The sequence below is a fragment of the Paenibacillus sp. Y660 genome (genome assembly GCF_057221575.1).
The window spans coordinates 1-24,992 of sequence record NZ_JBXBBJ010000040.1 but is presented as its reverse complement, the minus strand read 5'-3'; the positions used below and the strand labels follow the sequence as shown (position 1 = coordinate 24,992).

The window sequence follows — 24,992 nt, the reverse complement described above, 5'->3', positions numbered from 1 at the left end:
CTAGCCAAGCAATCTACGCCACTAAATCACGGAAAAAGTATGCTATTTGCTACCACAACCCGAATTTCCAGTTCTTGGGGTGGGTACCGGCTTGCTGCTTAAAACTATTTCTAAACAGTCTGAAAAACTCCATCTAATTGTAACATTGGGAAGGAAATTGAACATTTAGCTGGAAAAACTCCTGTTAATAGGGGCGTTTTTCTCCTAATAGGGTGAAAACTAGAAATTTAACGGGAGAAATTCCTTCTAAAGTTGATTTTTGGCTAAGATCCATTGAAATAACGGGAGTTTTTCCAGTTAATGCTACGCGCAGAATAACTTTCAGTGGGCTGACGTGCCAACGGCCATTGCTGCTCCGGCGACTTTTTTGTATAATCGTTTTTTCTAAGTGTCTGGCTCAATGCCAGATTTTTTTTTGTTTTGCAGCCGCCGCGCTACTCCTTCTACTCTTGCTTGGCAAGCAGGTTTGGCGATTCAAGCGAGGCGATCAAAGGTTTATGGTCAATGGGCTCTGACATCACGATAAGAATCGTATAGGTCCCGTATTTATCGCATTGTTTTCCAAAATCTTCGAGAGAACGTGTGGAATCTGTTATTACTTTCAATAGGTAGTTGTCTTCACCGCTGATGCGGTAGCATTCGATGACTTCGGGAGATGAGGAGCAAAAATCGAGGAAGGCATAACAATCTCTTGTACGAAACAGGATGTAGCCAGTAGCTTGCTTCCCTATTTTTTCTGGGGAAACAATCGTGCGATACTCCTCGATGATCCCTTTTTCCTCCATGCGCTTGACTCTCTCGGTTACGGCGGGTTGCGATAAGCCGACACATTTCCCCAGCTCTGTCATTGAAATTCTTGCTTGGCTTTGAAGATAGAAAAGAATTTGCTTATCCACATGGTCCATTACGATCGGCTCCTTTAAATTTAAAGATTTTATAGTAAAGCAACTCGTTTTCCATTGTTTGGGGCGGCCTTTAACATGAATGCCTTATGTAAAGCAAACAACTTAATTAATATAATATACTCACAATAGTAAAGTGTTCAAGGCTTTAACTATTTTAGAGAGGATGAAGTTGATTGAGCAGTTTGAATGTAAACCAAAGGAATCAGTATGATTTACAAGCACGCATTAATGAAGTAATCGATCGTACCCTTGCCGAAAAACGTCTGGTTGGTGCTGTCATAAAAGTGGCGTTAGACGGGGTGCCGGTTTACAGCCGCGCTGCTGGATTTGCCAACCGTGAGATTAGCCAATTGATGCAAGAAGATACGTTATTTAGACTTGCATCCGTATCTAAGCCAATCGTATCAACGGCTGCTCTTGTGCTAGTTGCGCAAGGCCGCTTGCAGTTGGATGATCGCGTCGATCAGTGGCTTCCCGAATTTAAGCCGCGCTTGCAAAATGGCGAGCCTGTCGCATTAACGATTCGTCACTTAATGACGCATACCGCAGGTCTGACATATCGCTTCTTCCAAGAAGAGAATGGTTCCTATGCGCGAGCAGGCGTATCCGATGGCATGGATCAGTCTGGTATCACGCTGGAAGAGAATCTCCGACGACTAGCTTCTGTGCCACTTGTCTACGCACCAGGGACAGAGTGGAGATACTCGATCGCGACAGATGTGCTGGGAGCAGTCATAGCTAAAGTATCAGATGCGCCGCTTAGCGAAGCCATTCGTTCTTTAATAACTATACCGCTTGGATTGAATGACACGGGCTTTGCTGCAGTTGATCCAAATCGACTAGCCGCTGTCTATATTAATGATGCTCCAGAGCCACGGCTTATGAAGGATCAAGGCGGCGTTGCCTTTTTGGAGGGGACAGCTGGATTCCGCTTAGCTCCCGGCAGAGCGTTTGACGATACTGCTTATCCATCTGGTGGAGCCGGTATGGTCGGAAGCGCCGATGATTTTTTGAAGCTGCTTGAAACGCTGCGCATGGGCGGGGCGCCGCTTCTGCCGGAGAGCTGGGTACGCGAGATGACGGCCAACCAGATCGGTGATCTTAAAATGCCCTATTGGCCGGGCCGGGGCTTCGGTTTGGGATTTACGCTGCTCAAGGATCCGAATGCCGCAGGTGGTCCGGAATCACCGGGCACATGGCGGATGGGAGGAACGTATGGTCACTCGTGGTTCGTAGACCCAGCGAAAAAGCTAAGCGTTGTGGCGTTTACCAATACGGCATTAGAAGGCATGTCAGGCCAGTTTACCGTTGATCTCTGTGAAGCCGTTTATAACGGAATCAACAAATAAAGGATTGAACAGGAGCCTTCGTGCGGTATGAACCGGCCAAGGCTCTTTGTACAGCTGCATACGTATGGGAGTGATCGTAATGATTCAAAACGGATCGAATAAAAGAATAATTAACCCGTTATTTTTTATAGCTCTTGGTTTATTTGGGGTATACACGATAGAGTTTGGCGTTGTTGGCATATTGCCAGCTATTATTGAACGTTATGGCGTCAGTACAGCTCAGGCTGGCATGCTGGTTGGTTTGTTTGCGCTAGTCATAGCGTTATGTGGCCCCTTTATGGTATTGCTTCTTTCTAGATATAACCGTAAAAATGTAATGCTATTCTGTTTGCTTATTTTCGCTGGGAGCAGCTTAGGATCAGCTTTTGCGCCAAACTTTTATGTTTTACTGGCCCTTCGCATTATGCCGGCATTGTTTCATCCCGTCTATTTTTCGCTTGCTTTTGTTGCGGCTGTTTCTCTTTATCCTAAGGAAAAAGCTACAGAAGCTTCTGCCAAGGCATTTGTAGGCACAAGCATGGGAATGGTACTCGGTATTCCAATTACAACGTATTTAGTTGATCAAATCTCATATGAGGCTTCTTTTATTTTTTGTGCTGCTGTAAATGTCGCTGCTAGTGTTGGGATTGCCTTCATGCTTCCAAAACCGCCGAGAACGGAGAAATTATCTTATGGGAAGCAGCTTGGCATATTGCGTAAAATCCCCTTATGGATAAATATTGGCGCATCAACATTCCTATTTGCTGCCATGTTTTCGGTATACAGTTATTCTGCCGAATACTTAAAACAAGTAATGGGGATGAGCAGCGATGTCATTAGTGTCATGCTCGTTGTTTTTGGAATCTCCGGCATGGTTGGCAATTTGCTTGCTGGAAGACTGATTGGCTTAAACATGGTGAAGACGACTCTTTTGCATCCGATCGTATTAGCGCTCTCCTTCTTACTGCTTTATTTTGGAGAAGCCTCATTTGTTCCAATCGCGGTTATTATCGTTTTGTGGGGAGCCGCCCATACAAGCGGACTTATCGTAACTCAGATATGGCTGACGTCCGAGGCGCCGGAGGCTCCCGATTTTGCTACCGGCATCTATATATCTTTCATTAATTTGGGCGTGTTCATCGGTTCGGCAGCTGGTGGATGGTTTCTTACAGCTGTTGGCATGCAAGGAACGATATGGAGCGGTCTACTATTTATTATGCTGGCACTCGCCTGTATTATAGTTAAAATCGTATGTTTTAATCCTAATGGTTTGAAGGTCACTCAAGTGTCATCCGAGAAAGAGCAGCGTGTAGAATAATGATTCCTTTTTACTCCAAAAATGATATATTCTAATAAAAGGGATTGCGGATCAAGCACGAACTCTTATAGGAGGCTCTCATATGGGCTATATGATGGATCTAAGAAGGATAGTTGGCACAAGACCGCTTATCATGGCAGGCGCTTGCGTATTGTTATGCAATCAAGAGTCGCTGCTCCTGCAGCGTAGATCGGATAACGGCTTATGGGGGCTTCCCGGAGGGGCGATGGAGCCGGGTGAGGCGCTGACTGAGGTTGCAAAGCGGGAGCTTTTTGAGGAAACGGGATTGATAGCGAAGAGTCTAGCGTTGTTTGACGTATTCTCCGGACCGGAGCTCTATTATAAGTATCCGCATGGAGATGAAGTGTATAACGTAGTTACTGCTTATATGTGCTCGGATTTTGAAGGCGTACTTAAGGAGGATGGCGTAGAGGTTTTGGAGCTGCGTTTTTTTGAATTTGATTCCATCCCGAAGGAGCTAAGCCCACCGGACCAGCCGGTCATTCATACCTTTCTGGAACGCTGCATAAACCATAAGAATAACCCAGAAGGCGGTGCCTAAGATGCAGACGTTAATTGTTATTTTACTGTTGATCATCATTGGGCTGCTGCTACGAATCAATTCGAAATTACCGAGGCGCGATTTAGCGAAGGATGCGGTTGAACGATACCATGAAGGGGTACCGCCAACCAAATGACGTAAAACCCACGCTAAGACAGTTTTTACCAAAAGGGGTACCACCAGCAAAACGCGGATTTACAACGTTAAGTGGTGTCCGCCTAATGCTTAACGTATAAATCCGTCAAAATGTTGGTGCTACCCCTATTAGGGGTAGTACCAGCGTAGCTGTCATCAGGGGCAAAGTAGATGGAAATAGCTTGCAGGATGTCCCAATGAATTATAAAAAAACAAAGTATGGGACGCTTACATATATAGTGTTATTTAGTATAACGTGAAATAATGGTTGCATAGTAGAAAAATAGCGCGGGCAAGCCAATTTGGTTGTATGGTTAACGATTCACAAGCCAGCTTGCTTGCTTTGTACCGCCCGCACTCGGTTGATGCCTTGGCTGTCATCTGTGGCTGTGAGGTTTCCTATCTGCCGGATATTTTACAACACTGGACGGACATTGATCACTATCATGGGAATGATAACAAAATGAAAAGAAACAGTATGCCAATTGGCATACTGTTTCTTAATCCTGAACGATTAGGCATTACAATGATTACTTCTTTAAGTTAAACAGTTTTAACTTGTTATCTTCAATTTCTGCTCCCAAAACACCATCTTCAAGAGAAAAGATATTTGTACCAACTTTAAGTTCATTTGATGAAAAATCCTCTTGAGGCGTTTGATCAGGATCAGTTTGTTTACTAATTGTTCCTAATAAATCTTTGTTCGGGTATTGATCTGATGAAACGACATCCTGCCCAATATATTCTTGCTTGTTATACATCAGAATCGATGCATTAGAACCACTATTATTTCCGCAGGCAATCATAAAAACTGCCAGCATAATTAGGGACGATATTGTTAAAGCATACCTTTTCATAACATATCCCCTCAATGATGTTTTATTTTGTTAGAATAGAGAATTCTGTTGCATTAATTTCATTTTTAGTGATCGACTTAAATGACCCATTCGATTTGTCGACTTCATACTTGCCACTAGGGCCACCAGTCATAATATACTTCCCTTCGACGGGTTCCTCTAAGAACAGCACGTATTCAGTATTAAGTTTCATTAGTGGATGTTCCGCATAAAAATCCCCTTGAATACCATCTTGCAAGACACTGATGGATGTATTCTTCAGAGCCTTATCGCCTTTATATACGTTTGAAATTTGGAAAGTATACTCAGTAAGTGGGCTCTCCAGATCATTAGAGAACACACTTTGTCTCACAGGCTTCCCTTTTACGATCAATACCGATTTTGCCTTAACTTTTTCTGTAGAGAAGGCCGGGAATGATGCATGTCGTTCTACCGTTACGATATTTGCTGCAGAATTTTTTGCCTCATCCGCTATAAGAATTGCCCCTGTAAGAGAAAGTGAGAGAATTCCAGTCATTATAAGTGTTTTTTTATTCATATTAAAACCCCCAAATCTTTTTCAATCCGGTTAAATCTGTGGTTGTTAAACCATTGTAACTACCAGCATAACCGTACATTAATTTGGCACTGTTATAACTTTGATAAAGATCTTTCAATCCAAAGACATGACCTAATTCGTGCTGAGCAATGCCATTCCATTGACTAGCGGTATAATCATCCTCATATTTTGTATTGAATTGCAAATGCCAACTATCTTTGTGTTGACCACTTGATTGCTGAGTTACTACTCTCGCCACCCAGGTATCAAATTGTTTGCCAATAGACTCAATATAATTATTTGTCTCAAACGCAGTCCCGTTTACGACTTTTAAATTGTTACTAGTTTGAGAATACATGCTGTTGTTACCGGCATTTAGTCTATCCTTCCAATACTGATCGGTGCCAGGCGTCCACCAAAACTTAGGTTGTTTTGTCGGGGCATGTGTGCCGATAATATACCCGGCTGACTCGCTTCCTGTCTCCGTTACGGTATGCGCATAAGTTAGTGTAGGCACAGACAATAATGAAACAAATAGTACATAGGACAAGATTTTTTTCTTCATACTTAACCTCCAAATTGTTTGTGATATCTAATTACCAATAACTATATGGGGATTTTATCATTAGTTTCTAGAATCAGGAATGGTTCGGAAATACCATTTATATGTCGAACCTTGAATGATTTCATCACCGATAGCGTGCAGAATAAGTCGAATACTTGTCCACCAATGTCTAGGGTGCTTACCGTATAAATTCGAAAAATATCCGGTCTTGTCCAAAATCTGTCGCCTCACAAGCTGCGACATTCCCTATTGACCTGGTTCAAAAAGCAGGGCATCGATGACGCGCTCGGTAGAAGAGCCAGAAGCCATTATGCTCCCAGTATAGAATCTTGAGCTTGTTGCGTTCGCGATTGCAGAACACAAACAGACAGGGAGAGAACGGGGCGAGACAAAAGCCTTCCTGGACGATGGCCGCAAGGCCGTCGATGGACTTGCGAAGATCCGTCGAACCGCAAGCGAGATAGACAGGGTGAGAGCTGGATAGCGTCAGCATAGCGGTTGCAGCGCCTTAACAACGGAAAGAAACAAGCCGGGATCGAATCCGTGTTGGAGTTCAATGCGCGTGGGGCCGACGCTAACAATTAGTGGATGCGACGATGGGAATGCTGACGCGTCGTTCATGGAGAGTGGCGCCCAACAGACAGGTGCAGATGCGGCTTCTGTGATGGGAGCGTTCTTGAGTTTGCGGAGCCAGTACTTGAGTTGCTCGATGCTGCACTCATTGGCGCTGCACCATGCAGCCATAGTTTGTCCGCTGGCCTTGTAGTTTGCGATTCGTACCGACCATTCTTGGCGGTGTTGTTCTTTGCTCGTCATGAAGCAACCTCCTGTAATTTCGGTTGCCTTCATCTTCTCACGTATTTAACAGGGACAGAAGGTGGCTATGGTTTGACGCTTACGTCAATAGGAAATCCAACTGTCCAGTGTTCAAACATAATACTTTTCAATAGTCCTCTCAACATGATATCGTAGAATGTGCATTCTACGATACTTTTGGAAGATGGCATAGATTTACATATCTTTAGAGATGCCGATATTGTTGGATTTATAAAATAGAGGAAGTGTGGTTAATGGATGAAAAAAGTGTCGTAGAAGTCAATGAACAATTTATAGCCACCGGTTTGAGAACTAAAAGTGAGTTGACGAAGAAAACATACCATTATGAATTGGTAAAATTTCATGAGTGGTTAGTTTCAAATGGCGGTGATTTAAATCAATTAACGCGTGTGGACATTCAGCAGTATATGAGTTCGTTGGAAGCAAGTAAGAAAAGCGCCAGCACCATTAATAAAATTTATTCTGTATTGACTGTATTTTCCCGTTTCATTAAACGGCTTGACATCATGGAAGATATACGAATACCAGAAGTTCGTAAAATCAAACATATTGCTCCAAAATCGTTAGATCGAAATGAACGAAATAAATTGTTTCGGGATGTAGAACGCAATGGCTCCTTACGAGACATCGCTATTGTATATGTTTTTCTTCTTACTGGCATCCGGGTGTCCGAACTTTGCTCACTAAACCGTGAAGACGTAACCTTGAGTGAACGTAGTGGACAAATTGTAGTTATCGGAAAGGGAAATGTGTTCAGGATTGTCCCTCTAAGTGCCGAATGCCGGTTACATTTGAATCGATATCTGGCAACACGACAAGATGCAGATCCAGCACTATTTTTGAGCAACTTTAGACGAAGAATAACACCTCGAAGCGTTCAGCACATGTTGCAAAACTACGGTGTTCATCCACATAAGCTCAGGCATACGTTTTGCCGTGAACTGGTAAGCGCAGGAATCGATATCGCTACGGTTGCAAAATTGGCCGGACACGCAGATATTAATATGACGAGAAGATACTCGAAACCAACAACCATAGAGTTACAGCACGCAATCGACAAAGTGTTTTCTTAAAAACGAAAGGTGAAATTATGTCATCCAAACGTGCAAGAGAATTACTTACGCCAGAGCAACGATTAGAGTTTATTTCTATCCCTGAGCCAATCAGTGAGTATGAATTAGGCAGCTATTATACACTTTCCCATCATGATATCGAAATCGTGAAGCGTCACCGCAGAGACCACAATAAGCTAGGTTTCGCCTTGCAACTTTGTGTGCTTAGGTTTCCTGGCTGGACTCTTTCGGATATACATCATATCCCTTCTTGCGTGCTTGACTACATAGCAAAGCAATTAGAAATCGATGTAAAAAAGATCCATTTATATGCTGGTCGTGAGCAAACCAAACACAAACATCTTGATGAGATTCGGCGTGTATTCGGTTTTCGTAATTTCAGCCTTCGTGACTACCGTTCCTTATCCCATACCATATGTCAGCAAGCCATGGAAAACGGGAACACCATGCACTTAATCCAAACGGCCATTGATGATCTGCGGAAACAAAAAGTTATCTTACCGGCAATGACCACTATTGAACGTGCAGTTTGGGAAGCCCGTCAACGCGCCGAAGAGAAAATATCCAAGCTGCTTATTTCGTCTCTAAGTCCGGAACAGATCGAGAAAATGGAGCGAATTCTTTCTCCCATGCCGGAAACCAGTAAAACGTATCTCGCTTGGTTGCGTGAAATTCCCGGGAGCTGCTCACCCGATTCTTTCCTCAAAGTGATCGAAAAACTTGAGTACGTAAGAAACCTACGGCTACAAATCGATACAAAAGGCATCCATCCGAATCGATTGCGCCAGCTATCCAAGGTTGGGGCGCGATATGAACCCCATTCCTTTCGACGGTTCGATGATCAGAAAAAATACGCCATTTTGGTTGCCTATCTCATTGAGCTTATCCAAGACCTGACCGATCAGGCATTTGATATCCACGACCGGCAGATCCTACAACTCCTATCCAAAGGACGAAAAGCACAAGAAGAACTTCAAAAGCAAAACGGCAAATCGATTAACGAGAAAGTAGTACTGTTTGCTGATCTTGGCGCAGCATTCATCAAAGCCAGGAGTGAAGGCAGTGATCCGTTTACTGCACTGGAAGCCATTATGCCATGGGATAAGCTCGTCGCATCCATCGAAGAGGCAAAGCGGCTGGCGCGGCCCATCGATTACGACTATTTGGACTTACTGAAAAATAAGTTCTATGTCCTCCGGAAATATACACCGACGCTGTTAAAATCGTTGGAATTTCGCTCCACCAAATCAGCAGAGCCGCTTATCAAAGCCAACGATATTATCCGGGATATGAACGAAACTGGAAAACGGAAGGTTCCGGAAGGATCGCCGCTGAGTTTCGTTTCAAACCGTTGGCAGAAGCACGTCTACGACGATGATGGAACGATTAACCGGCATTATTATGAAATGGCTGTTCTCACGGAACTTCGGAATTATGTCCGTTCCGGTGACGTATCCATTGTTGGCAGTCGTCAGCACAAAGATTTCGGTGAATACCTTGTTCCGAAAAAGAATTGGGCACGAATCGAACCCAGCACTACAAAACTCGCAGTTAGTATGTCAGCCAGCGATTACTTGGCTGAACGTATTGATTCGTTGCTCAAAAGGCTGGAATGGGTTTCAAAAAATGTTGATGTCCTCGAAGGTGTCAATGTAGAGAACGGCAAGCTGCATATCGAACGCTTGGAGAAGGATACTCCAGAAGATGCGCGAGATTTTAGCATATCCTTGTATGAGTTGCTTCCACGCATTAAACTGACCGATCTGCTCATTGAGGTAGCCAACTGGACAAAATTTCACGAACAATTCATTCACGCCTCAACAAATCGGACTCCCAATGATGAAGAAACGAAGGTTCTCATGGCTACAATTATGGCAATGGGTACGAATATTGGTTTGACCAAGATGGCCGAAGCCACTCCGGATATTTCATATCGGCAGATGGCCAACACAGCCCAATGGCGGCTTCATGAAGATGCCATGAACAAAGCGCAAGCTGTTCTTGTCAATTACCACCATAAATTGTCGCTTCCCTCATATTGGGGGGATGGCACTACATCCTCATCAGACGGGATGCGCGTGCAAATAGGGGTAGCTGCGCTTCATGCCGATGCGAATCCGCATTATGGCACAGGAAAAGGTGCTACGATCTATCGATTTGTCAGTGATCAATTTTCCAGCTTCTATACCAAAGTAATCAACACGAACGCTAGGGATGCGGTACACGTCATTGACGGTTTACTCCATCATGAAACAGACTTGGCCATCGAGGAGCATTATACGGATACAGCCGGTTACACCGATCAAGTCTTTGGTTTAACACACCTTCTTGGCTTTCGCTTTGCGCCGCGATTACGAGACCTTTCTGATTCCAAGCTTTATACCATTGGGAAGTCCAGCGATTTCCCGAAACTGGAGAAACTGCTACGCGGTCAAATCAATACAAAAATCATTCAGGAAAATTACGAAGATGTATTGCGGCTGGCGCACTCTATCCGGGAAGGAACAGTTTCCGCATCGCTTATTATGGGGAAACTCGGATCTTATGCGCGACAGAACAGTTTAGCAACTGCACTCCGAGAAATGGGGCGAATCGAAAAAACCATCTTCATCTTGGATTATCTTTCAAGTGAGGCACTACGACGAAAGATCCACCGGGGTTTGAACAAAGGGGAAGCCATGAACGCATTAGCCAGAGCGATCTTTTTCGGCAAGCATGGCGAGCTGCGTGAGCGCGCTCTGCAAGATCAACTACAACGGGCCAGCGCATTAAATATCCTCATCAATGCAATCAGTGTATGGAATACGGTTTATTTGACCCAAGCAACGGAGTTTAGAAAGAGCAATAAACAATTGAACGAAGAATTGTTGAAGCACATTTCACCTCTTGAATGGAACACATAAATCTCTTAGGCGAATACAAATTTGATCTAGAACAAATCGCATCTTTGAAAGGGTTACGCCCTCTTAAAAAACTTTCAAATGAAGAATAGGTATTTAGCGTACGTTTTTCGCGTTTTGTCGACCGGTACCTCCCATTGTAAAAGTCGATTATCCTTAGCGTAGGAAAATCGACTGTATTACTGGTAATTATTGTCTTAGCGTGGGTTTTACGTCATTTGGTTGGCGGTACCCCATGAAGAACGGTCGAGGGACAAATAAAGAAGGAGCAGCTACTCAGGCTGCTCCTTCTCCCATTAATATTCCAGCTTCAATAGACTACGTTCCGTTATGTATGCACTGTTTTGCGTAGTTAACTATATCGGGTATAAAAACGTCAAGATAAGCTTATATCTCAAAAATTGGATCTCGTAGTAGAATTACTCAAAAAAAATGATTGATCATGCTTTTTACGTTATGCAGCCATGACTTTCGGTTTAGAACACATAGAAAGCCCTTGCTAAGGCCGTGGCTTTCTTTATGTTCTGGCAAAATACTTCCTCTGTCAGCCTAAGCGAATCCGAATAACGGCAAGCCCCTCTCATATAGAAAATATCCATTCAAAATGTAGGATTCTATAAGATCACATAGTCTATCTTTAGTATTTGTGTTAGGTTTTCTAACTTACAGCTGACAAAATAGCTGTGGGATGAAGCTTAAGAAGGAGGGTGCCATGATCTCATTTCGGCAGGTTGAAAAGCATTTCGGACATTTTCATGTACTCAAAGCCATTAACCTTCAGATCGAACAGGGGGAAGTGGTTGTCGTAGTAGGACCGTCCGGTTCTGGCAAAAGCACGCTGCTTCGATGCATTAATCGTCTGGAGACGATCACAAGCGGCGATGTGATCGTTAACGAGCACACGGTTAATGCGAAAAAGACCGATATTAACAAGCTAAGACGGGATATCGGCATGGTATTTCAGCATTTCAATCTATATCCACATAAAAAAGTAATCGACAATATTACGTTAGCTCCCATGAAAGTACTGGGGCTTACGAAGCAGGAAGCTGAGAAAACGGCCATGTACTATTTGGAGAAGGTCGGAATCGATGACAAGGCTAACCAATATCCTTCTCAGTTATCGGGAGGGCAGCAGCAGCGTGTAGCCATTGCCAGAGGGCTTGCGATGAAGCCGAAGGTGATGCTGTTCGATGAGCCGACATCCGCTCTTGATCCGGAAATGGTCGGCGAGGTGCTCGATGTGATGAAGGCGCTTGCGAATGAGGGCATGACGATGGTCGTTGTGACACATGAGATGGGATTTGCGCGTGAAGTTGCCGACCGTGTTGTGTTTATGGATAAGGGGCAGATCATCGAGGAAGCCTCGCCTGAAACGTTTTTTTCCAATCCGCGCGAGGAACGTGCACGATTGTTTCTCAACCGGGTACTAAATCATTAATATAAAGGGGCGATTTTAATAATGGCAAATAAATGGTTGAGCGTTAGTGTAATGATCATCGTGTTGTCGGTATTCGTGCTTGCAGGGTGTGGAGGAGCGAAGGAAGAAGAGACGAACAATACTCAAGGCGTGGGCAAGGAGCCGGAGGCTTCTGCAACGCTGCTTGATACGATTAAAGACAGAGGGAAGCTAGTCGTTGGGGTGAAGTTCGATACGAAGCTGTTCGGACTTAAAAATCCTTCGAATAATGAGGTTGAAGGCTTCGATATCGACATCGCAAAGGCGCTTGCCAAGTCGATTCTCGGAGATGAGACGAAGATTGAGCTGAAGGAGGTCACCTCCAAAACGCGTATACCGATGCTGGACAGCAATGAAATCGACTTAATTATTGCCACCATGACCATTACAGAGGAGCGTAGAAAGCAGGTTGATTTCTCCGAGGTGTATTTTAAAGCGGGACAGTCCTTGCTCGTGAAAAAAGGCAGCGCGATTAAAAGCATTGACGATGTGAAAAAAGGAACGAAAATACTCGCTGTAAAGGGAGCCACTTCGGTGGATAACATTATCGAGAAATCGCCGGAGGCTACCGTGCTCGAATTCGATAATTATCAGGATGCCTTCAGCGCGCTAAAAGCCGGTCAAGGCGATGCGTTAACGACGGACAATGCGATTCTGTACGGCATGATGGCGCAGGATGCCGGCTATGAAGTCGTTGGCGAGCCTTTTACAGATGAGCCATATGGCATTGCGATCAAAAAAGGCGAGACAGCGCTTGTCGATGCCGTCAACAAAGAGCTCGCAGCGCTGAAGTCGAGCGGCGATTACAATAAGATCTATGAGAAATGGATCGGCACAATGCCGTTGGAATAAATGAATCACCACAATAGAAGGGTGGCCGCGGCCACCCTTATTTCATAGGTCAGACCCGCAAAGGAGGATAAATCATGCCGGATTTCTCGATCTTAATCACGCACTTTGACCTCTATATGGAGGGATTCGTCAACACTATATACTCCAGCATCATCGCTCTGGTCGGCAGCTTCGTGCTGGGAACAATCATTGCCGTATTTCGTATTTCGTCCATTAAACCGTTGCGGTGGGCGGGCACGGCGTATGTAGAATTTCTCCGCAACATCCCGCTGCTGCTCGTTGTTTATGTCTTTTACCTGGCGCTGCCTGCGCTCGGTATTGTGTTAAACGGATTTATTTGCGGAACGATCGGACTTGCGGTATATACGTCATCATTTATAGCGGAAGCGATTCGGGCTGGCATTATGTCCGTGCCAAAGGGTCAGACGGAAGCTTCGCTGTCCTCTGGACTCACGTATGTGCAAACGATGAGGCATGTCATTCTTCCGCAAGCGATCAAAATCGTCATCCCCCCCTCAGCAACCAATTTATTAACTTGGTCAAAAATACATCGGTGCTTAGTGTGTTCGCTGGCCTCGATCTTATGTACTTTGGCGATAAGGTGGCTAGCAAAACATATATCTACATGGATACCTATATCATTGTCGGTCTCTTTTATTTGGTGCTGACTCTTCCATTAAGTTATGTGGCGCTTCAATTGGAGCGAAGACTAGCTAAACGCGATTAGAGAGGAGGAGGACAAATGGATTTTGCCAACGCTTTTACAATGGACAATGTGAAATTTATTTTAGAAGGGTTTTATTTGACGCTTAAAGTGGCGTTTATCTCCATTATATTTAGCTTTGTGCTTGGTGCGATTGTTGGCACTGTTCGTTATATGAAGGTTCCCATTGTATCACCGATTTTTAGCATAATCGTTGAGCTCATTCGAAATTTACCGCTGCTGCTCATTATTTTTTTCACGCGATTCGCCTTGCCGGAAGTCGGCATTCAGCTTGGTCCCGTGTACGCGACCATTATTGCTTTGACCTTGTTCGAAGGGGCTATGATATCGGAGGTCGTCCGCAGCGGCTTGAATTCTATCGATAAGGGGCAAATCGAAGCGGCGCGCTCCTCCGGCCTCAGCCAAATGACTACGTTATGGCATATCGTGCTGCCGCAAGGGCTTCGCCGCATGGTACCGCCGCTGGTTAGCCAATTTATTTCGTTATTGAAGGATACGTCTTTAGGTGTTGTTATTGCCTTGCCGGAGCTCATGAACCAATCGAGAATAGTGATCGGGCAAAACTTTGCTTATGCAATTCCCGTGCTCCTGTTTGCCGCACTCCTATACTTTGTTGTCAATTATGCCTTATCCTTAATTGCGAAAAAGTTTGAGACAAAAATGGTTTAAAGGTTGAAGAGATCGGAAAGTCGACTTCGATAGAGGTCGGCTTTTTTTATGTGACCATTGTCGCAATATTCAAAAAAGGATATGAAAATAATGGATCATTGTTTACAATTATTTTAACTGGAGGGGATTGTTTGCGAAAAAATACGAATAACGTATGGGTGCAAATGATACTTATAGCAGTAGTAACTGCAGTAGCAGGGGAGTTTAAAATAACGCCCTTTAGCGGAGATTTGTTTCGTATTGGGCTCGGAAGCAGCGCTTTTCTTCTTATGCTGCTGTTAGCGAGACATTTGTCCTATGTATATACGGGAGTGATTACGGGGTTTACGGTGCTTGTTTTCCGAACGGCAATCGACGAACTTGTATCTCATGAGACATTTTTGCTCCTCGCAAGCATGAAGACACATTTATCGGCGGCGCTCTATTACATCATTTTTGCAATCGGAATGAAACAAGCTCACGTTTACTTGCCTAAGCTGCATCCTCTTCTATTAGCTGGTATGATTTCGGCCATTGATTTCATATCTAATGAGATAGAGCTGCTTGCTCGCAGTCTCCTCTTTCATTTGCCTTATCTCTATTCGGAGCAATGGATGCTCATTGGTGCCACTTCTGTTGTGCGGAGCCTATTTGTTGTCGGCTTGTTCAGCAGCTTGATGATTAGCCAGATGCGGGTCGTACATAACGAACAGAAAAAACGAATGGATCAAATGCTTCAATTCGGTTCCGGCCTGTATGGAGAAGTGTTTTATTTGAAAAAATCGATGGATGCAATTGAGCAAATTACGGCGAAGAGCCATGATTTGTACGGGAAGCTGAATGATGCCGGAGAAAAGAAGTTAAGCCGATCTATGCTGGACATCACGCAGCAGATTCATGAGGTGAAGAAGGATTCCCAGCGCATTTTATCCGGACTGTTGAAGCTGTTCGATCCTGAATCGGCCTCCGATATGACGCTTGCGGAAATCATTGCTTTCGTTATCCAATCCAATGACGACTATAGCAAAATGCTGAAGAAAGAAGTCCAATATGAGACATGGATAGGAACCGACTATGCAACAACGTATTATATTCCGTTATTGACCGTGCTTAACAATCTCGTTGCTAATGCAGTGGAGGCCATCGATACGAAGGGGACGATTCGGATTCGTGTTTTCGAGCAGGAGGATGATACAGTGCTGGCCGTAACGGATACGGGAGCAGGTATCGCGGAGCCGAATAAGGAGATTATTTTTGAACCGGGATTTACAACAAAATTCAACCATGAGGGATATGCGGCTACTGGAATTGGCTTGTCGCATGTTCGCGACATCGTACGAGCATCAGGCGGCAAGCTTCGCTTGAAAGTATCCAAACCGTTCGAGGAAACAACCTTTGTCGCAGCTTTTCCGACCCATACTTTAAAAATAGGGGTGTGAAGACCGATGCTTTCATTTGGTATTGTCGATGATGATGCGGCTAGCATATGGATGCTTCAGAACATTATTGAACAAAGCTGGCTTGGCGAAGTGATCGTTACTGCAGAGAATGGGAGCGAAGGGGAGAGAGCAGTTTTGGGTGCGAATCCAGACATCGTGCTCATGGATCTATTAATGCCTGAGCAGGATGGCATCGAGACGATTAACAATTTAAAGCTGAAGGGCTACAACGGCAAATATGTGATGATCTCGCAAATCGAAAACAAGGAAATGATCGGGAAGGCGTACCAGGCCGGAATTGAATATTATATTCAAAAACCAATCAACCTGGTTGAGGTTCGAGCCGTATTGTCCAAAGTGAACGAGAAATGGAAAACAGACAAATATTTAAATGAAATGAAAGACTCTATGGCAAAGCTGAGCAATTTGAATACGGATTTGGGGAACAGTCCGAGGAAAATGTCCGTTCGCGAGACGGTACAGCCTATTTTGAGGGATTTGGGAATTGTCGGTGAAATAGGAAGCAGAGACATGATTGAAATGATGGAGTATCTTATTCAGCAAAATAAAGCAGATACGCTTCCGCCGCTCAAAGAATTATACGAGGTTGCAGCCCGGGCTCAGCATGATCACGGCAAAGATGGCAAAGCGGTAGAGCAGCGGATTCGCCGTACGCTCATGAACGCTCTCGCAAATCTGGCGAGCATCGGCTTGACTGACTACAGCAATCCTAAATTTGAACATTACGCGCCGCTTTATTTTGATTTTCAAGACATTCGGTTAAAAATGAAAGAGATGGACGAGAAGCAGAAGCCGGAGAAGGGGAGAGTAAATATTAAAAAGTTTTTGCATGTGCTTTACTTAGAAGTGCTGGATAAACAAAGAAGTCAAATGCAGCATTCAAGGAATTAAAAGGAACCATTTTTGCCTATTCACCATTAAGCTAATGAGCAGGTTAATCGAATAACTCCAAATACAAGTAGCAACCTTATAATTACAGACCTGCAATTCAATGATCTCCAATCATTTCAAGTCTTCAAAAATGCTTTAGATCGTGCAGAGAAAATGCCAGGTATCATCAATTATGTGGCAGAATACAATTTGAAGATAAAATTTCAGGATCAAAGAACAAAAGCTTTCCATCTTTCATTAGGTACAAATAGGGATACGAAAGGGCTATTGGTAGACCTTGAAAATACCAATGAGGGTTATGAAATTCCTGTAATACATGCAAATAAATTAAGGGAATTAATAAATGGTTAGTGAATTTTGTATTAAACCGAGCATCACTCCCCTAGCGGGAATGGTGCTTTTTTTGTATGCAGAGGGAAGCATAGGTAAAGTGCTGTTGGATAGAATAACACCAACCAGTTCTACTCTGACTAACACGAGGTGTCTGATTGATACAGTTCAAAAACGTGACGAAAAGATATAACGATGGAATGACTGCGCTAAAAGGAATCGATCTCGAGATCAAGGAGGGGGAGCTGATCACACTAATCGGGCCGAGCGGGTGCGGGAAAACGACGACGATGAAGATGATTAATCGTCTAGTCGAGCCTTCTTCTGGTCAAATTCTGATCGGCGGTAAGGATATTTCCCTCATCAACCCCGTGGAGCTGCGAAGAAATATCGGATACGTTATTCAGCATATCGGTTTGTTTCCGCATATGACGATCAAAGAAAACGTAGCGGTCGTGCCTAAACTGAAGGGTATCGCCAAAGATTCATACGAGAAGCGGATTGATGAATTGATGGAAATGGTAGGTCTAGATCCAAGTGAATACCGAGATCGCTATCCGGCAGAATTGAGCGGCGGCCAGCAGCAGCGTATCGGTGTCATTCGTGCGCTTGCTGCGGAACCGTCGATCATTCTGATGGACGAGCCGTTTAGCGCGCTGGACCCGATCAGCCGGGAACAGCTGCAGGACGAATTGATTCATTTGCAGGAGGAAGTGAAGAAAACGATTGTTTTCGTATCGCATGATATGGATGAAGCGCTGAAGATCGCCGATCGCATCGTGTTGATGCAAGGCGGCGAGATCGTGCAGGCCGATACCCCGGATCGTATTCTTCGACGCCCTAAAAACGATTTTGTCCGAACGTTTATCGGAGGCAACCGATTAAATGAATCAGAGCAGCTGACGGTGGAGGATGTCATGGTATCGAATCCCGTTACCGTTTCGTTGACGCGCGGTCTTGCTCATGGGGCGAAGCTGATGAAGCAGCACCGCGTAACCAGCTTGCTCGTTACCGATAAGAATCGGCATTTGAAGGGTATTGTGACGAAAGAAATGCTGGAGGAGCAGTACCATCATGAGGATTTGACGCTGCAGGACATCATGAAATCCGATGTTCCAACCATCGTTGTTGGAACGGGCGTTGCCGATGCCGTGGATCTTATGCGGGAACATGGCTTATACAGCTTGCCTGTCGTGCATCCTAGCGGCTTATTGGCCGGTTTAGTCACCAATTCCAGTCTAATTGACGCTCTGCTTAAGCAGATTTAACAGGGAGGAAGCCATGAAATTCTGGGATGTGATTACAAGCCGGCAAGAAGATATCTATAGGGCGACCATGGAGCATATCGAGCTTTCGTTTATCGCTCTTCTGATCGCGATCGTGATTTCGATTCCACTCGGGCTGCTGCTCACCCGTTACTCTAGGCTGGCGACTTCGGTTATCGGTGTTGCTTCCCTATTTCAGACGATTCCGAGCTTAGCCTTGCTCGGGTTTATGATCCCGATTCTAGGGATCGGGATGTTTCCAGCTATCGTTGCCCTGACCGTCTACGCACTGCTGCCCATTCTGAGAAACACGTACACCGGTATTATGAACGTGGAGAAGCCGATCAAGGAAGCTGGAATCGGTATGGGGATGACGAGCATGCAGGTGATGCTGAAGGTGGAGCTGCCGCTTGCTTTGAGCGTCATTATGGCGGGTATTCGCACAGCGACGGTCATGTTGATCGGCGTTGCCACGCTAGCATCGCTTGTCGGAGCGGGAGGGCTGGGCGATTTGATTTTCCGGGGCATATCGACGGTCAATACGGAATTGATTTTGGCAGGAACGATACCTTCAGCGTTATTGGCATTGCTCTTCGACTACTTATTAGGATGGATGGAGAGAGCCGTAACTCCAAAAGGGATGCGCAAGCGAGGCAAAAAAACGTCCAAGCTCGCTAAAGGATTGCGTATTGGACTAGGTACGGTGCTGATTCTTGCAATAGCGGCGGGCATAGTGGCGAAAGGAAATCCATTTGGATCCGACCCCATCGTCGTTGGCGGGAAGAACTTTACCGAACAGGATATTTTGACGCATATGATGGCCTCGTTAATTGAAGCGAAGACAGACCTGACGGTCGAACGCAAACCTTTTCTCGGAGGCTCGCAGGTGACTCATAGTGCGCTCGTTAAAGGCAACATCGATATTTACCCGGAGTATACGGGAACGGGCTGGACTTCGGTTCTGAAGGAGGAGCCGCTTGGCGGCAAACCGGAGGAAACGTACGAGCGCGTGAAGGCTGCTTATGAGAAAAACTACAATGTGACTTGGCTGAAGCCAATCGGCTTCAACAATACGTATACGCTGGCGATGAGCAGAAAGCGCGCCGAGCAGGAGGGAATCGAAACCTTTACCGATTTGGCTCGGAAATCCGACAAGTTCGTGCTTGGCGCCACACATGAGTTTTTGGAGCGTCCGGATGGATATATTGGCTTACAGCAAGCCTATGGAATGAAATTCAAGGAAGTGAAGGGGCTGGACCCTGGCCTAACCTATAGTGCGGTTAAAGAAGGAACGACGGATGTGAATGACGCTTTTTCCACAGATGGCCGGATTGAAGCATTCGATCTCAAGGTCATTAAGGACGATAAGCAGTATTTTCCACCCTATTACGCTGTACCTATCATCCGCATGGACACGCTTAAGGAGCATCCTGAACTAGCAGAGGTGCTTAATCTGCTCGCTGGCAAAATCGATGACCGAGCGATGTCGGTGCTGAATGGCAAGGTGGATCTGCAAGGAATGCAGGCTCGCGAAGTTGCCGAGCAGTGGTTGAAGGATGAAGGGTTGATTGAATAGACGGTACGCTTATAGGGGAAGAGTAGCTTGAGTTTGTTGTCTTTAAGAACCTATATGTGCTTAAAGAGTGGAATCGGCGTGTGTTTTTGGCAGAGAGGTCGTGATAAGCACGCATATGCGCTTACAGGGGGAGAGTAGCCTGAGTTTGTTGTCTTTAAGAACCTATGTGTGCTTATTGAGTGGAATCGGCATGTGATTTTGGCAGATAGGTCATGATAAGCACATATATGCGCTTACAGGGGAAAAGTAGCCTGAGTTTGTTGTCAATAAGCACCTATGTGTGCTTATAGCGTGGAATCGACGTGTGATTTTGGCAGAAAGGTCGCTATAAGCACATATATGCGCTTACAGGGGAAAAGTAGCCTGAGTTTGTTGTCAATAAGCACCTATGTGTGCTTATCGAGTGGAATCGGCATGTGTTTTGGGCAAAAAGCTTGCTATAAGCACATATATGCGCTTAAAGGGGAAGAGAATCCTGAGTTTGTTGTCTTTAAGAACCTATGTGTGCTTATCGAGTGGGATCGGCGTGTGATTTTGGCAGAAAGGTCGTGATAAGCACATATATGCGCTTAAAGGAGAAGAGAATCCTGAGTTTGTCGTCTATAAGAACCTATGTGTGCTTATCGAGTGGGATCGGCGTGTGATTTTGCCGGGATGGTCCCAATAAGCACATATATGCGCTTATAGGGGAAGAACAGCCGGAGTTTGTTGTCTTTAAGAACCTATGTGTGCTTATCGAGTGGAATCTGCGTGTGTTTTTGGCAGAGAGGTTGCAATAAGCACGTATAGCGCTTATAGGGGAAGAGCAACCAGAGTTTGTTGTCTTTAAGAACCTATGTGTGCTTATCGAGTGGAATCGGCGTGTGATTGTATAATGATAGACAACCCTCTTCCGACAGGAAGAGGGTTGTTTGTACTGAGAGATATAGACGGAGCCAATTTTATTTGCGGATGCTCGTACTGGAGTAATTACGATCCTCTGAGTTGCTCGAGACAAGCTCGCATAAGCCTGCTGCTTCAAGCTTGTCCAAGTACGCGGCAACGGCAATGTAGATGCCCGGCTTGCCGGTAGACATCCTCTCATCCCGAACGAGCTTCTGCTCGATCAAGAAGTTCGATATCGCCAGCGTGCTGATGCGCCCATACTTCAAGGCGTCATCAACGACACGTTGTGCAGGAGGAGAAAGGTAAAAGGGACTTGAGCTCTGGGAGCTGCTGCTGCTCAGTTCCGCTTCTCTGAGTGCGGCTGCTCCCAGCTTCTTGCCAGCTTCCTCAAAGGCAAAAGCATCCTGATTAACCGAAGGTGCAGGCTCATCAAATACGAAAGCCCCTTGGCTCTCTTCCATTTCGTCGAAGACGAAGGCGCCCTGACTGCTCGACGTATCGTCGAAAACAAATGCTGCTTGGCCGTCATCTGTTTCCTCAAAGCTGAAAGCGACCTGAGCGGCCTCCTCTTCGCTAAAGTTGAACGCAGCTTGTCCTACATGATTCTCTTGCAGCTCTTCGGGGACGACAAACGATCTGCTGCTTTCTTGCGCATCCCCATCGTCTTCCGGCTCATTAAAATAGGTAAGCGCGGCTGCAATCCTCTTTTGTCTGCTCGCCTGATCAAGCTCGCGCAGTCTGCCGCGCAGCCTTGCCAGCTGCCTGTCGAGCAGCGGTAGCTTAGCGTCCAAATGAGCTTGAATATCAGGCGGCACTTCCAGCTCAGATGGCAGCGGCAGGAAGAGATGCTGGTCGAGCTGCCAGCCATCCCGGTATTTGATGAGCATTTCGTTAAGCTCGCCATCGAGCACGTCAAAGCCCTTCATAATATCCGAAATAGCCTTCGCATCGATTCCGGTGTGCAACTGCAGATGCTCAATGCCAAAATAACGTATCGTGTTCGTAGGCAGATGACGCACCTGGTGCTGATAGCGCAGCGATCTGCCGCATTCGCATTTCGTATGCGGCGACACCTCGCCGCTATCGGTAAACCCGATATAATCCCATTCCTCGATAAAAGATTCTATATCCTCAAACTGGGCATCCTCGGGGATGAATTGGCATTTTTTGCGCACCAGCTGCCGTGCGAACAACGTTCTCCGGCCTCTAACCAGCTCATGATGCAAAAAATGACGTTGCTCCTCAGTCAGTTTTCCCATGATATGATCGCGCTGCTCTAGCGTCATTTCGTATTTCATTTCGCACCTCGCACTCTGATCCTCTATTTATTCACATTATAGATGGGGATGAGGAAGAAGTCATTAGCGGAGAGGTGTATAATAGAGAGAAGTTGAAGCTAATACATCATAAAGGCAGGTCCTCATACATATGTCCAGTAAAAAAGAAAAAATTGAAGCGCCTAAAATACCGGAGGGGCTAACAGCAATCGACGTCCCCGATTACGAGTGGGCGGACGAGCATGAGATTAGCGACAGCCTCATTCAAGATTGCGGCATTCATAATCAATCGGCTTATAAGGCATGCTTCGATAGAGTCGTATTCAATAATGCGGTGTTCCGGGGGACGAGCTTGCGGAAAGCGGAGTTTACCGATGTGCGTTTTGAAAACTGCGATTTATCGAATATTGATCTGAGCGAAGCGATTATGCACCGGGTTTCTTTCCATAACTGCAAGCTGCTTGGCATGGATATTACCGGCTCGACGCTGCGCAACGTCTTGTTCGAGCAATGTGTTGCCGATTATGCCGTGCTGCGCTTCTCGAACGCCAAGGGCGTCAAGTTTGAGAAAAGCTCGCTTGCCAAAGCCGACATGTCCAACATGACTTTGGCGCAATTTTATTTAAGAGAAGTGAATATCGATCAAGCGCAGCTGTCCCAGACGAAGCTTGGCGGTATTGACATAAGCAGCTGCGAATTTAGCGGTTTAGGCGTAGCGCTTGAGGATTTGCGACGCTGCATCATCTCGCCGGCGCAGGCGATTACGTTTGCGACGATTTTTGGTCTTGTCGTGGATGAAGGCATTTGATTAAGCCTAACCTTTAGCGAATGTGAACAAAATGATATACTATTGTGAAAACAATCGATTATTACGGCAAACGATGATATGATTTAAATAACGATATTTGACGATAATTGTGCGTATGTAGGAGGCTATTTACAAATGGAGTACATCAGTACAAGAGGGAATGTTGGCAAAATAGGATTTATCGATGCGTTCATGATGGGTCTTGGCAATGATGGCGGTCTGCTTGTACCAAACGAAATTCCGGTTATTTCCGCGGAAACGTTGAAGGAATGGCAGGAGCTTAGCTATCAGGAGCTGGTGCTTGCGATTTTCTCGTATTTTACGAATGGTGAAATTCCTGAGCAAGATCTGAAAGATATGGTATATGCGAGCTATTCGACCTTCTGTGATCCGGAAGTGACGCCGGTTCGTAAGTTGAAGGATGATCTTTATTTGCTGGAGCTGTTCCACGGTCCAACGTTTGCGTTTAAAGATATCGCCCTGCAATTTATGGGTCAGCTGTATACGTATGTAGCGGCTAAGCAAAATAAAAAAATTCATATTCTCGGAGCAACCTCCGGCGATACAGGCGCTTCGGCCATTGAGGGCGTCAAAGGCAAGGAAGGCATCAAAATTTGTATTTTGCACCCGCATGGCAAAGTAAGTAAAGTGCAGGAGCTTCAAATGACGACGGTTCAAGAGGATAACGTGCTGAATCTGTCAGTGGACGGCAACTTCGATGATTGCCAGCGTATGATTAAGGACTTGTTCGCTGACCTCGACTTTAAGGCGAGCAATCATCTGGCGGCGATCAACTCGATCAACTTCGTCCGTATTTTGGCGCAAACGGTGTATTACTTCTACGCCTACTTCCAAGTCGTGAAGATGACGGATGCGAAGCAGGTGAACTTTAGCGTACCGACAGGCAACTTCGGCGATATTTTTGCAGGATACCTAGCGAAGCGTATGGGGCTTCCGGTTGGCAAGCTTATTTTAGCTACGAACGAGAACAATATTTTGGAGCGCTTTATCCTCGAGGGTGTGTACAAGCCGGGAGATTTCCGCAGCACGTACAGCCCATCGATGGATATTCAAGTAGCAAGCAACTTTGAGCGTTACTTGTATTACGTGCTCGGCGAGGATGCCGCACAAATCCGCAATCTAATGGATCAGTTCAAAGCAGAAGGACAAATTGTCATTTCTGGAGATGCGCTGAGCCGGGTGCAAGCGGAATTTGGAGCGCATGGCGTCCAAGGACAAGAGTGCTTGAGCACGATTAAGAAATATGAAGCGGAAAACGGCTACTTGCTCGATCCGCATTCGGCTTGCGGCGTAGCAGCAGCTGACAAATACAGCAACGAGGGGATTACGATCTCGCTTGCGACAGCTCATCCGGCTAAGTTCAATGAAGCAATTGAGCTTTGCGGCATCGAGCAGCAATTCCCTGAACAAATCGCGTCGTTGTTCAACAAGGAACAACGCCAGACTCGCGTAGACGGATCGCTTGCGGCGGTAGTCCGTGAACTGGAAGTTTTCTATAACGCCAAATAATAGTTAGCGCCAAATTAGGCTGTAGTAAAGAGGGTACTCCTTCTTGCTGCAGCTTTTTTATATTTTAAGCAGTTAAATTTCCTCTTATTTTTACATATTGTAACAAATTACGACAGATGGTATGATTTGAAAAAAAGTATCATTTTAGGAGCCATTCCTGTAATGAAGTAATTTGAGCTTTGAATGAAAAATGCGCCTCTAGTATACTGTGAATTGTTCCGGGAAGGACAAACCCACATACGAAAAGAGGCGCACAAATGAAGTATAAG

The 24,992-nt window shown here is 45.4% G+C and carries 22 protein-coding genes and 2 pseudogenes; 17 read left to right on the top strand and 7 right to left on the bottom strand.

Features of this window, described 5'->3' with window-relative positions; genetic code table 11:
• Positions 1-443 precede the first annotated feature (443 nt).
• Positions 444-905: an Lrp/AsnC family transcriptional regulator gene (locus AC2TDN_RS24820; RefSeq protein ID WP_484690532.1), complete on the bottom strand. Its 462-nt coding sequence runs from the start codon at positions 903-905 to the stop codon at positions 444-446.
• Between the two features lie 182 nt (positions 906-1,087).
• On the opposite strand from AC2TDN_RS24820, the gene AC2TDN_RS24815 reads away from it, so the two are divergent.
• From AC2TDN_RS24815 to AC2TDN_RS24800, 4 genes are all read left to right on the top strand, one after another.
• Positions 1,088-2,254: a serine hydrolase domain-containing protein gene (locus AC2TDN_RS24815; protein ID WP_484690535.1), complete on the top strand. Its 1,167-nt coding sequence runs from the start codon at positions 1,088-1,090 to the stop codon at positions 2,252-2,254.
• A gap of 79 nt (positions 2,255-2,333) precedes the next feature.
• On the top strand, positions 2,334-3,551 hold the full coding sequence (locus AC2TDN_RS24810) for an MFS transporter (protein WP_484690531.1): 1,218 nt from the start codon (positions 2,334-2,336) through the stop codon (positions 3,549-3,551).
• A gap of 82 nt (positions 3,552-3,633) precedes the next feature.
• Complete coding sequence (locus AC2TDN_RS24805; protein WP_484690530.1) at positions 3,634-4,113, top strand: NUDIX hydrolase; 480 nt, start codon at positions 3,634-3,636, stop codon at positions 4,111-4,113.
• A 1-nt stretch (position 4,114) separates the two neighbouring features.
• Positions 4,115-4,249, top strand: a complete 135-nt coding sequence (locus tag AC2TDN_RS24800) for a hypothetical protein (RefSeq protein ID WP_484690529.1) — start codon at positions 4,115-4,117, stop codon at positions 4,247-4,249.
• Between the two features lie 529 nt (positions 4,250-4,778).
• On the opposite strand, the gene AC2TDN_RS24795 is transcribed toward AC2TDN_RS24800, so the two are convergent.
• From AC2TDN_RS24795 to tnpA, 5 genes are all read right to left on the bottom strand, one after another.
• A complete protein-coding gene (locus tag AC2TDN_RS24795) occupies positions 4,779-5,105 on the bottom strand; it encodes a hypothetical protein (RefSeq protein ID WP_484690528.1) in 327 nt (108 codons plus the stop codon).
• A gap of 22 nt (positions 5,106-5,127) precedes the next feature.
• Positions 5,128-5,643: a hypothetical protein gene (locus AC2TDN_RS24790; protein ID WP_484690527.1), complete on the bottom strand. Its 516-nt coding sequence runs from the start codon at positions 5,641-5,643 to the stop codon at positions 5,128-5,130.
• A gap of 1 nt (position 5,644) precedes the next feature.
• The gene (locus AC2TDN_RS24785) at positions 5,645-6,208 is read right to left on the bottom strand and encodes a zinc metalloprotease (RefSeq protein ID WP_484690526.1); all 564 of its coding nucleotides are present in this window, start codon (positions 6,206-6,208) and stop codon (positions 5,645-5,647) included.
• A 259-nt stretch (positions 6,209-6,467) separates the two neighbouring features.
• Entirely contained in the window at positions 6,468-6,701 is a 234-nt protein-coding gene (tnpB, locus tag AC2TDN_RS24780) for an IS66 family insertion sequence element accessory protein TnpB (RefSeq protein ID WP_484690525.1), read from the bottom strand.
• On the bottom strand, positions 6,695-7,024 hold the full coding sequence (gene tnpA, locus AC2TDN_RS24775) for an IS66 family insertion sequence element accessory protein TnpA (RefSeq protein WP_484690524.1): 330 nt from the start codon (positions 7,022-7,024) through the stop codon (positions 6,695-6,697). Before tnpA ends, tnpB begins: the two co-directional genes overlap by 7 nt.
• 254 nt (positions 7,025-7,278) lie before the next feature.
• Here tnpA and AC2TDN_RS24770 point away from each other — a divergent pair, with 254 nt between their 5' ends.
• The 11 genes and pseudogenes from AC2TDN_RS24770 (at position 7,279) to AC2TDN_RS24720 (ending at position 20,223) form a co-directional block, all read left to right on the top strand.
• A complete protein-coding gene (locus tag AC2TDN_RS24770; protein ID WP_484690523.1) occupies positions 7,279-8,118 on the top strand; it encodes a tyrosine-type recombinase/integrase in 840 nt (279 codons plus the stop codon).
• 17 nt (positions 8,119-8,135) lie between these two features.
• A pseudogene (locus AC2TDN_RS24765) lies at positions 8,136-11,110 on the top strand (Tn3 family transposase).
• A gap of 620 nt (positions 11,111-11,730) precedes the next feature.
• Complete coding sequence (locus tag AC2TDN_RS24760) at positions 11,731-12,459, top strand: amino acid ABC transporter ATP-binding protein (protein WP_169089957.1); 729 nt, start codon at positions 11,731-11,733, stop codon at positions 12,457-12,459.
• Between the two features lie 18 nt (positions 12,460-12,477).
• Entirely contained in the window at positions 12,478-13,329 is an 852-nt protein-coding gene (locus tag AC2TDN_RS24755) for a transporter substrate-binding domain-containing protein (RefSeq protein ID WP_484690534.1), read from the top strand.
• A 74-nt stretch (positions 13,330-13,403) separates the two neighbouring features.
• Positions 13,404-14,056, top strand: a pseudogene (locus AC2TDN_RS24750) (amino acid ABC transporter permease).
• Positions 14,057-14,071: 15 nt separating this feature from the next.
• Entirely contained in the window at positions 14,072-14,722 is a 651-nt protein-coding gene (locus tag AC2TDN_RS24745; protein ID WP_484690522.1) for an amino acid ABC transporter permease, read from the top strand.
• A 131-nt stretch (positions 14,723-14,853) separates the two neighbouring features.
• Positions 14,854-16,140, top strand: coding sequence for a sensor histidine kinase (locus tag AC2TDN_RS24740; protein WP_484690521.1), 1,287 nt, complete (start codon positions 14,854-14,856; stop codon positions 16,138-16,140).
• 6 nt (positions 16,141-16,146) lie between these two features.
• Positions 16,147-17,052: a response regulator gene (locus AC2TDN_RS24735; protein ID WP_484690520.1), complete on the top strand. Its 906-nt coding sequence runs from the start codon at positions 16,147-16,149 to the stop codon at positions 17,050-17,052.
• Positions 17,053-17,103: 51 nt separating this feature from the next.
• The gene (locus AC2TDN_RS24730) at positions 17,104-17,403 is read left to right on the top strand and encodes a YhfM domain-containing protein (protein ID WP_484690533.1); all 300 of its coding nucleotides are present in this window, start codon (positions 17,104-17,106) and stop codon (positions 17,401-17,403) included.
• Positions 17,404-17,540: 137 nt separating this feature from the next.
• On the top strand, positions 17,541-18,650 hold the full coding sequence (locus AC2TDN_RS24725; RefSeq protein WP_484690519.1) for a betaine/proline/choline family ABC transporter ATP-binding protein: 1,110 nt from the start codon (positions 17,541-17,543) through the stop codon (positions 18,648-18,650).
• Between the two features lie 13 nt (positions 18,651-18,663).
• Positions 18,664-20,223 carry a glycine betaine ABC transporter substrate-binding protein gene (locus AC2TDN_RS24720; RefSeq protein ID WP_484690518.1) on the top strand — a complete coding sequence of 520 codons (1,560 nt, stop codon included), beginning with the start codon at positions 18,664-18,666 and terminating at the stop codon, positions 20,221-20,223.
• A 941-nt stretch (positions 20,224-21,164) separates the two neighbouring features.
• On the opposite strand, the gene AC2TDN_RS24715 is transcribed toward AC2TDN_RS24720, so the two are convergent.
• Complete coding sequence (locus AC2TDN_RS24715) at positions 21,165-22,406, bottom strand: DUF3895 domain-containing protein (RefSeq protein ID WP_484690517.1); 1,242 nt, start codon at positions 22,404-22,406, stop codon at positions 21,165-21,167.
• A gap of 130 nt (positions 22,407-22,536) precedes the next feature.
• On the opposite strand from AC2TDN_RS24715, the gene AC2TDN_RS24710 reads away from it, so the two are divergent.
• Together AC2TDN_RS24710 and thrC are read left to right on the top strand one after the other, a co-directional pair.
• Complete coding sequence (locus tag AC2TDN_RS24710; protein WP_482069155.1) at positions 22,537-23,193, top strand: pentapeptide repeat-containing protein; 657 nt, start codon at positions 22,537-22,539, stop codon at positions 23,191-23,193.
• Positions 23,194-23,328: 135 nt separating this feature from the next.
• Positions 23,329-24,723, top strand: a complete 1,395-nt coding sequence (gene thrC, locus AC2TDN_RS24705) for a threonine synthase (RefSeq protein ID WP_484690516.1) — start codon at positions 23,329-23,331, stop codon at positions 24,721-24,723.
• The last annotated feature ends 269 nt before the right edge of the window (positions 24,724-24,992 follow it).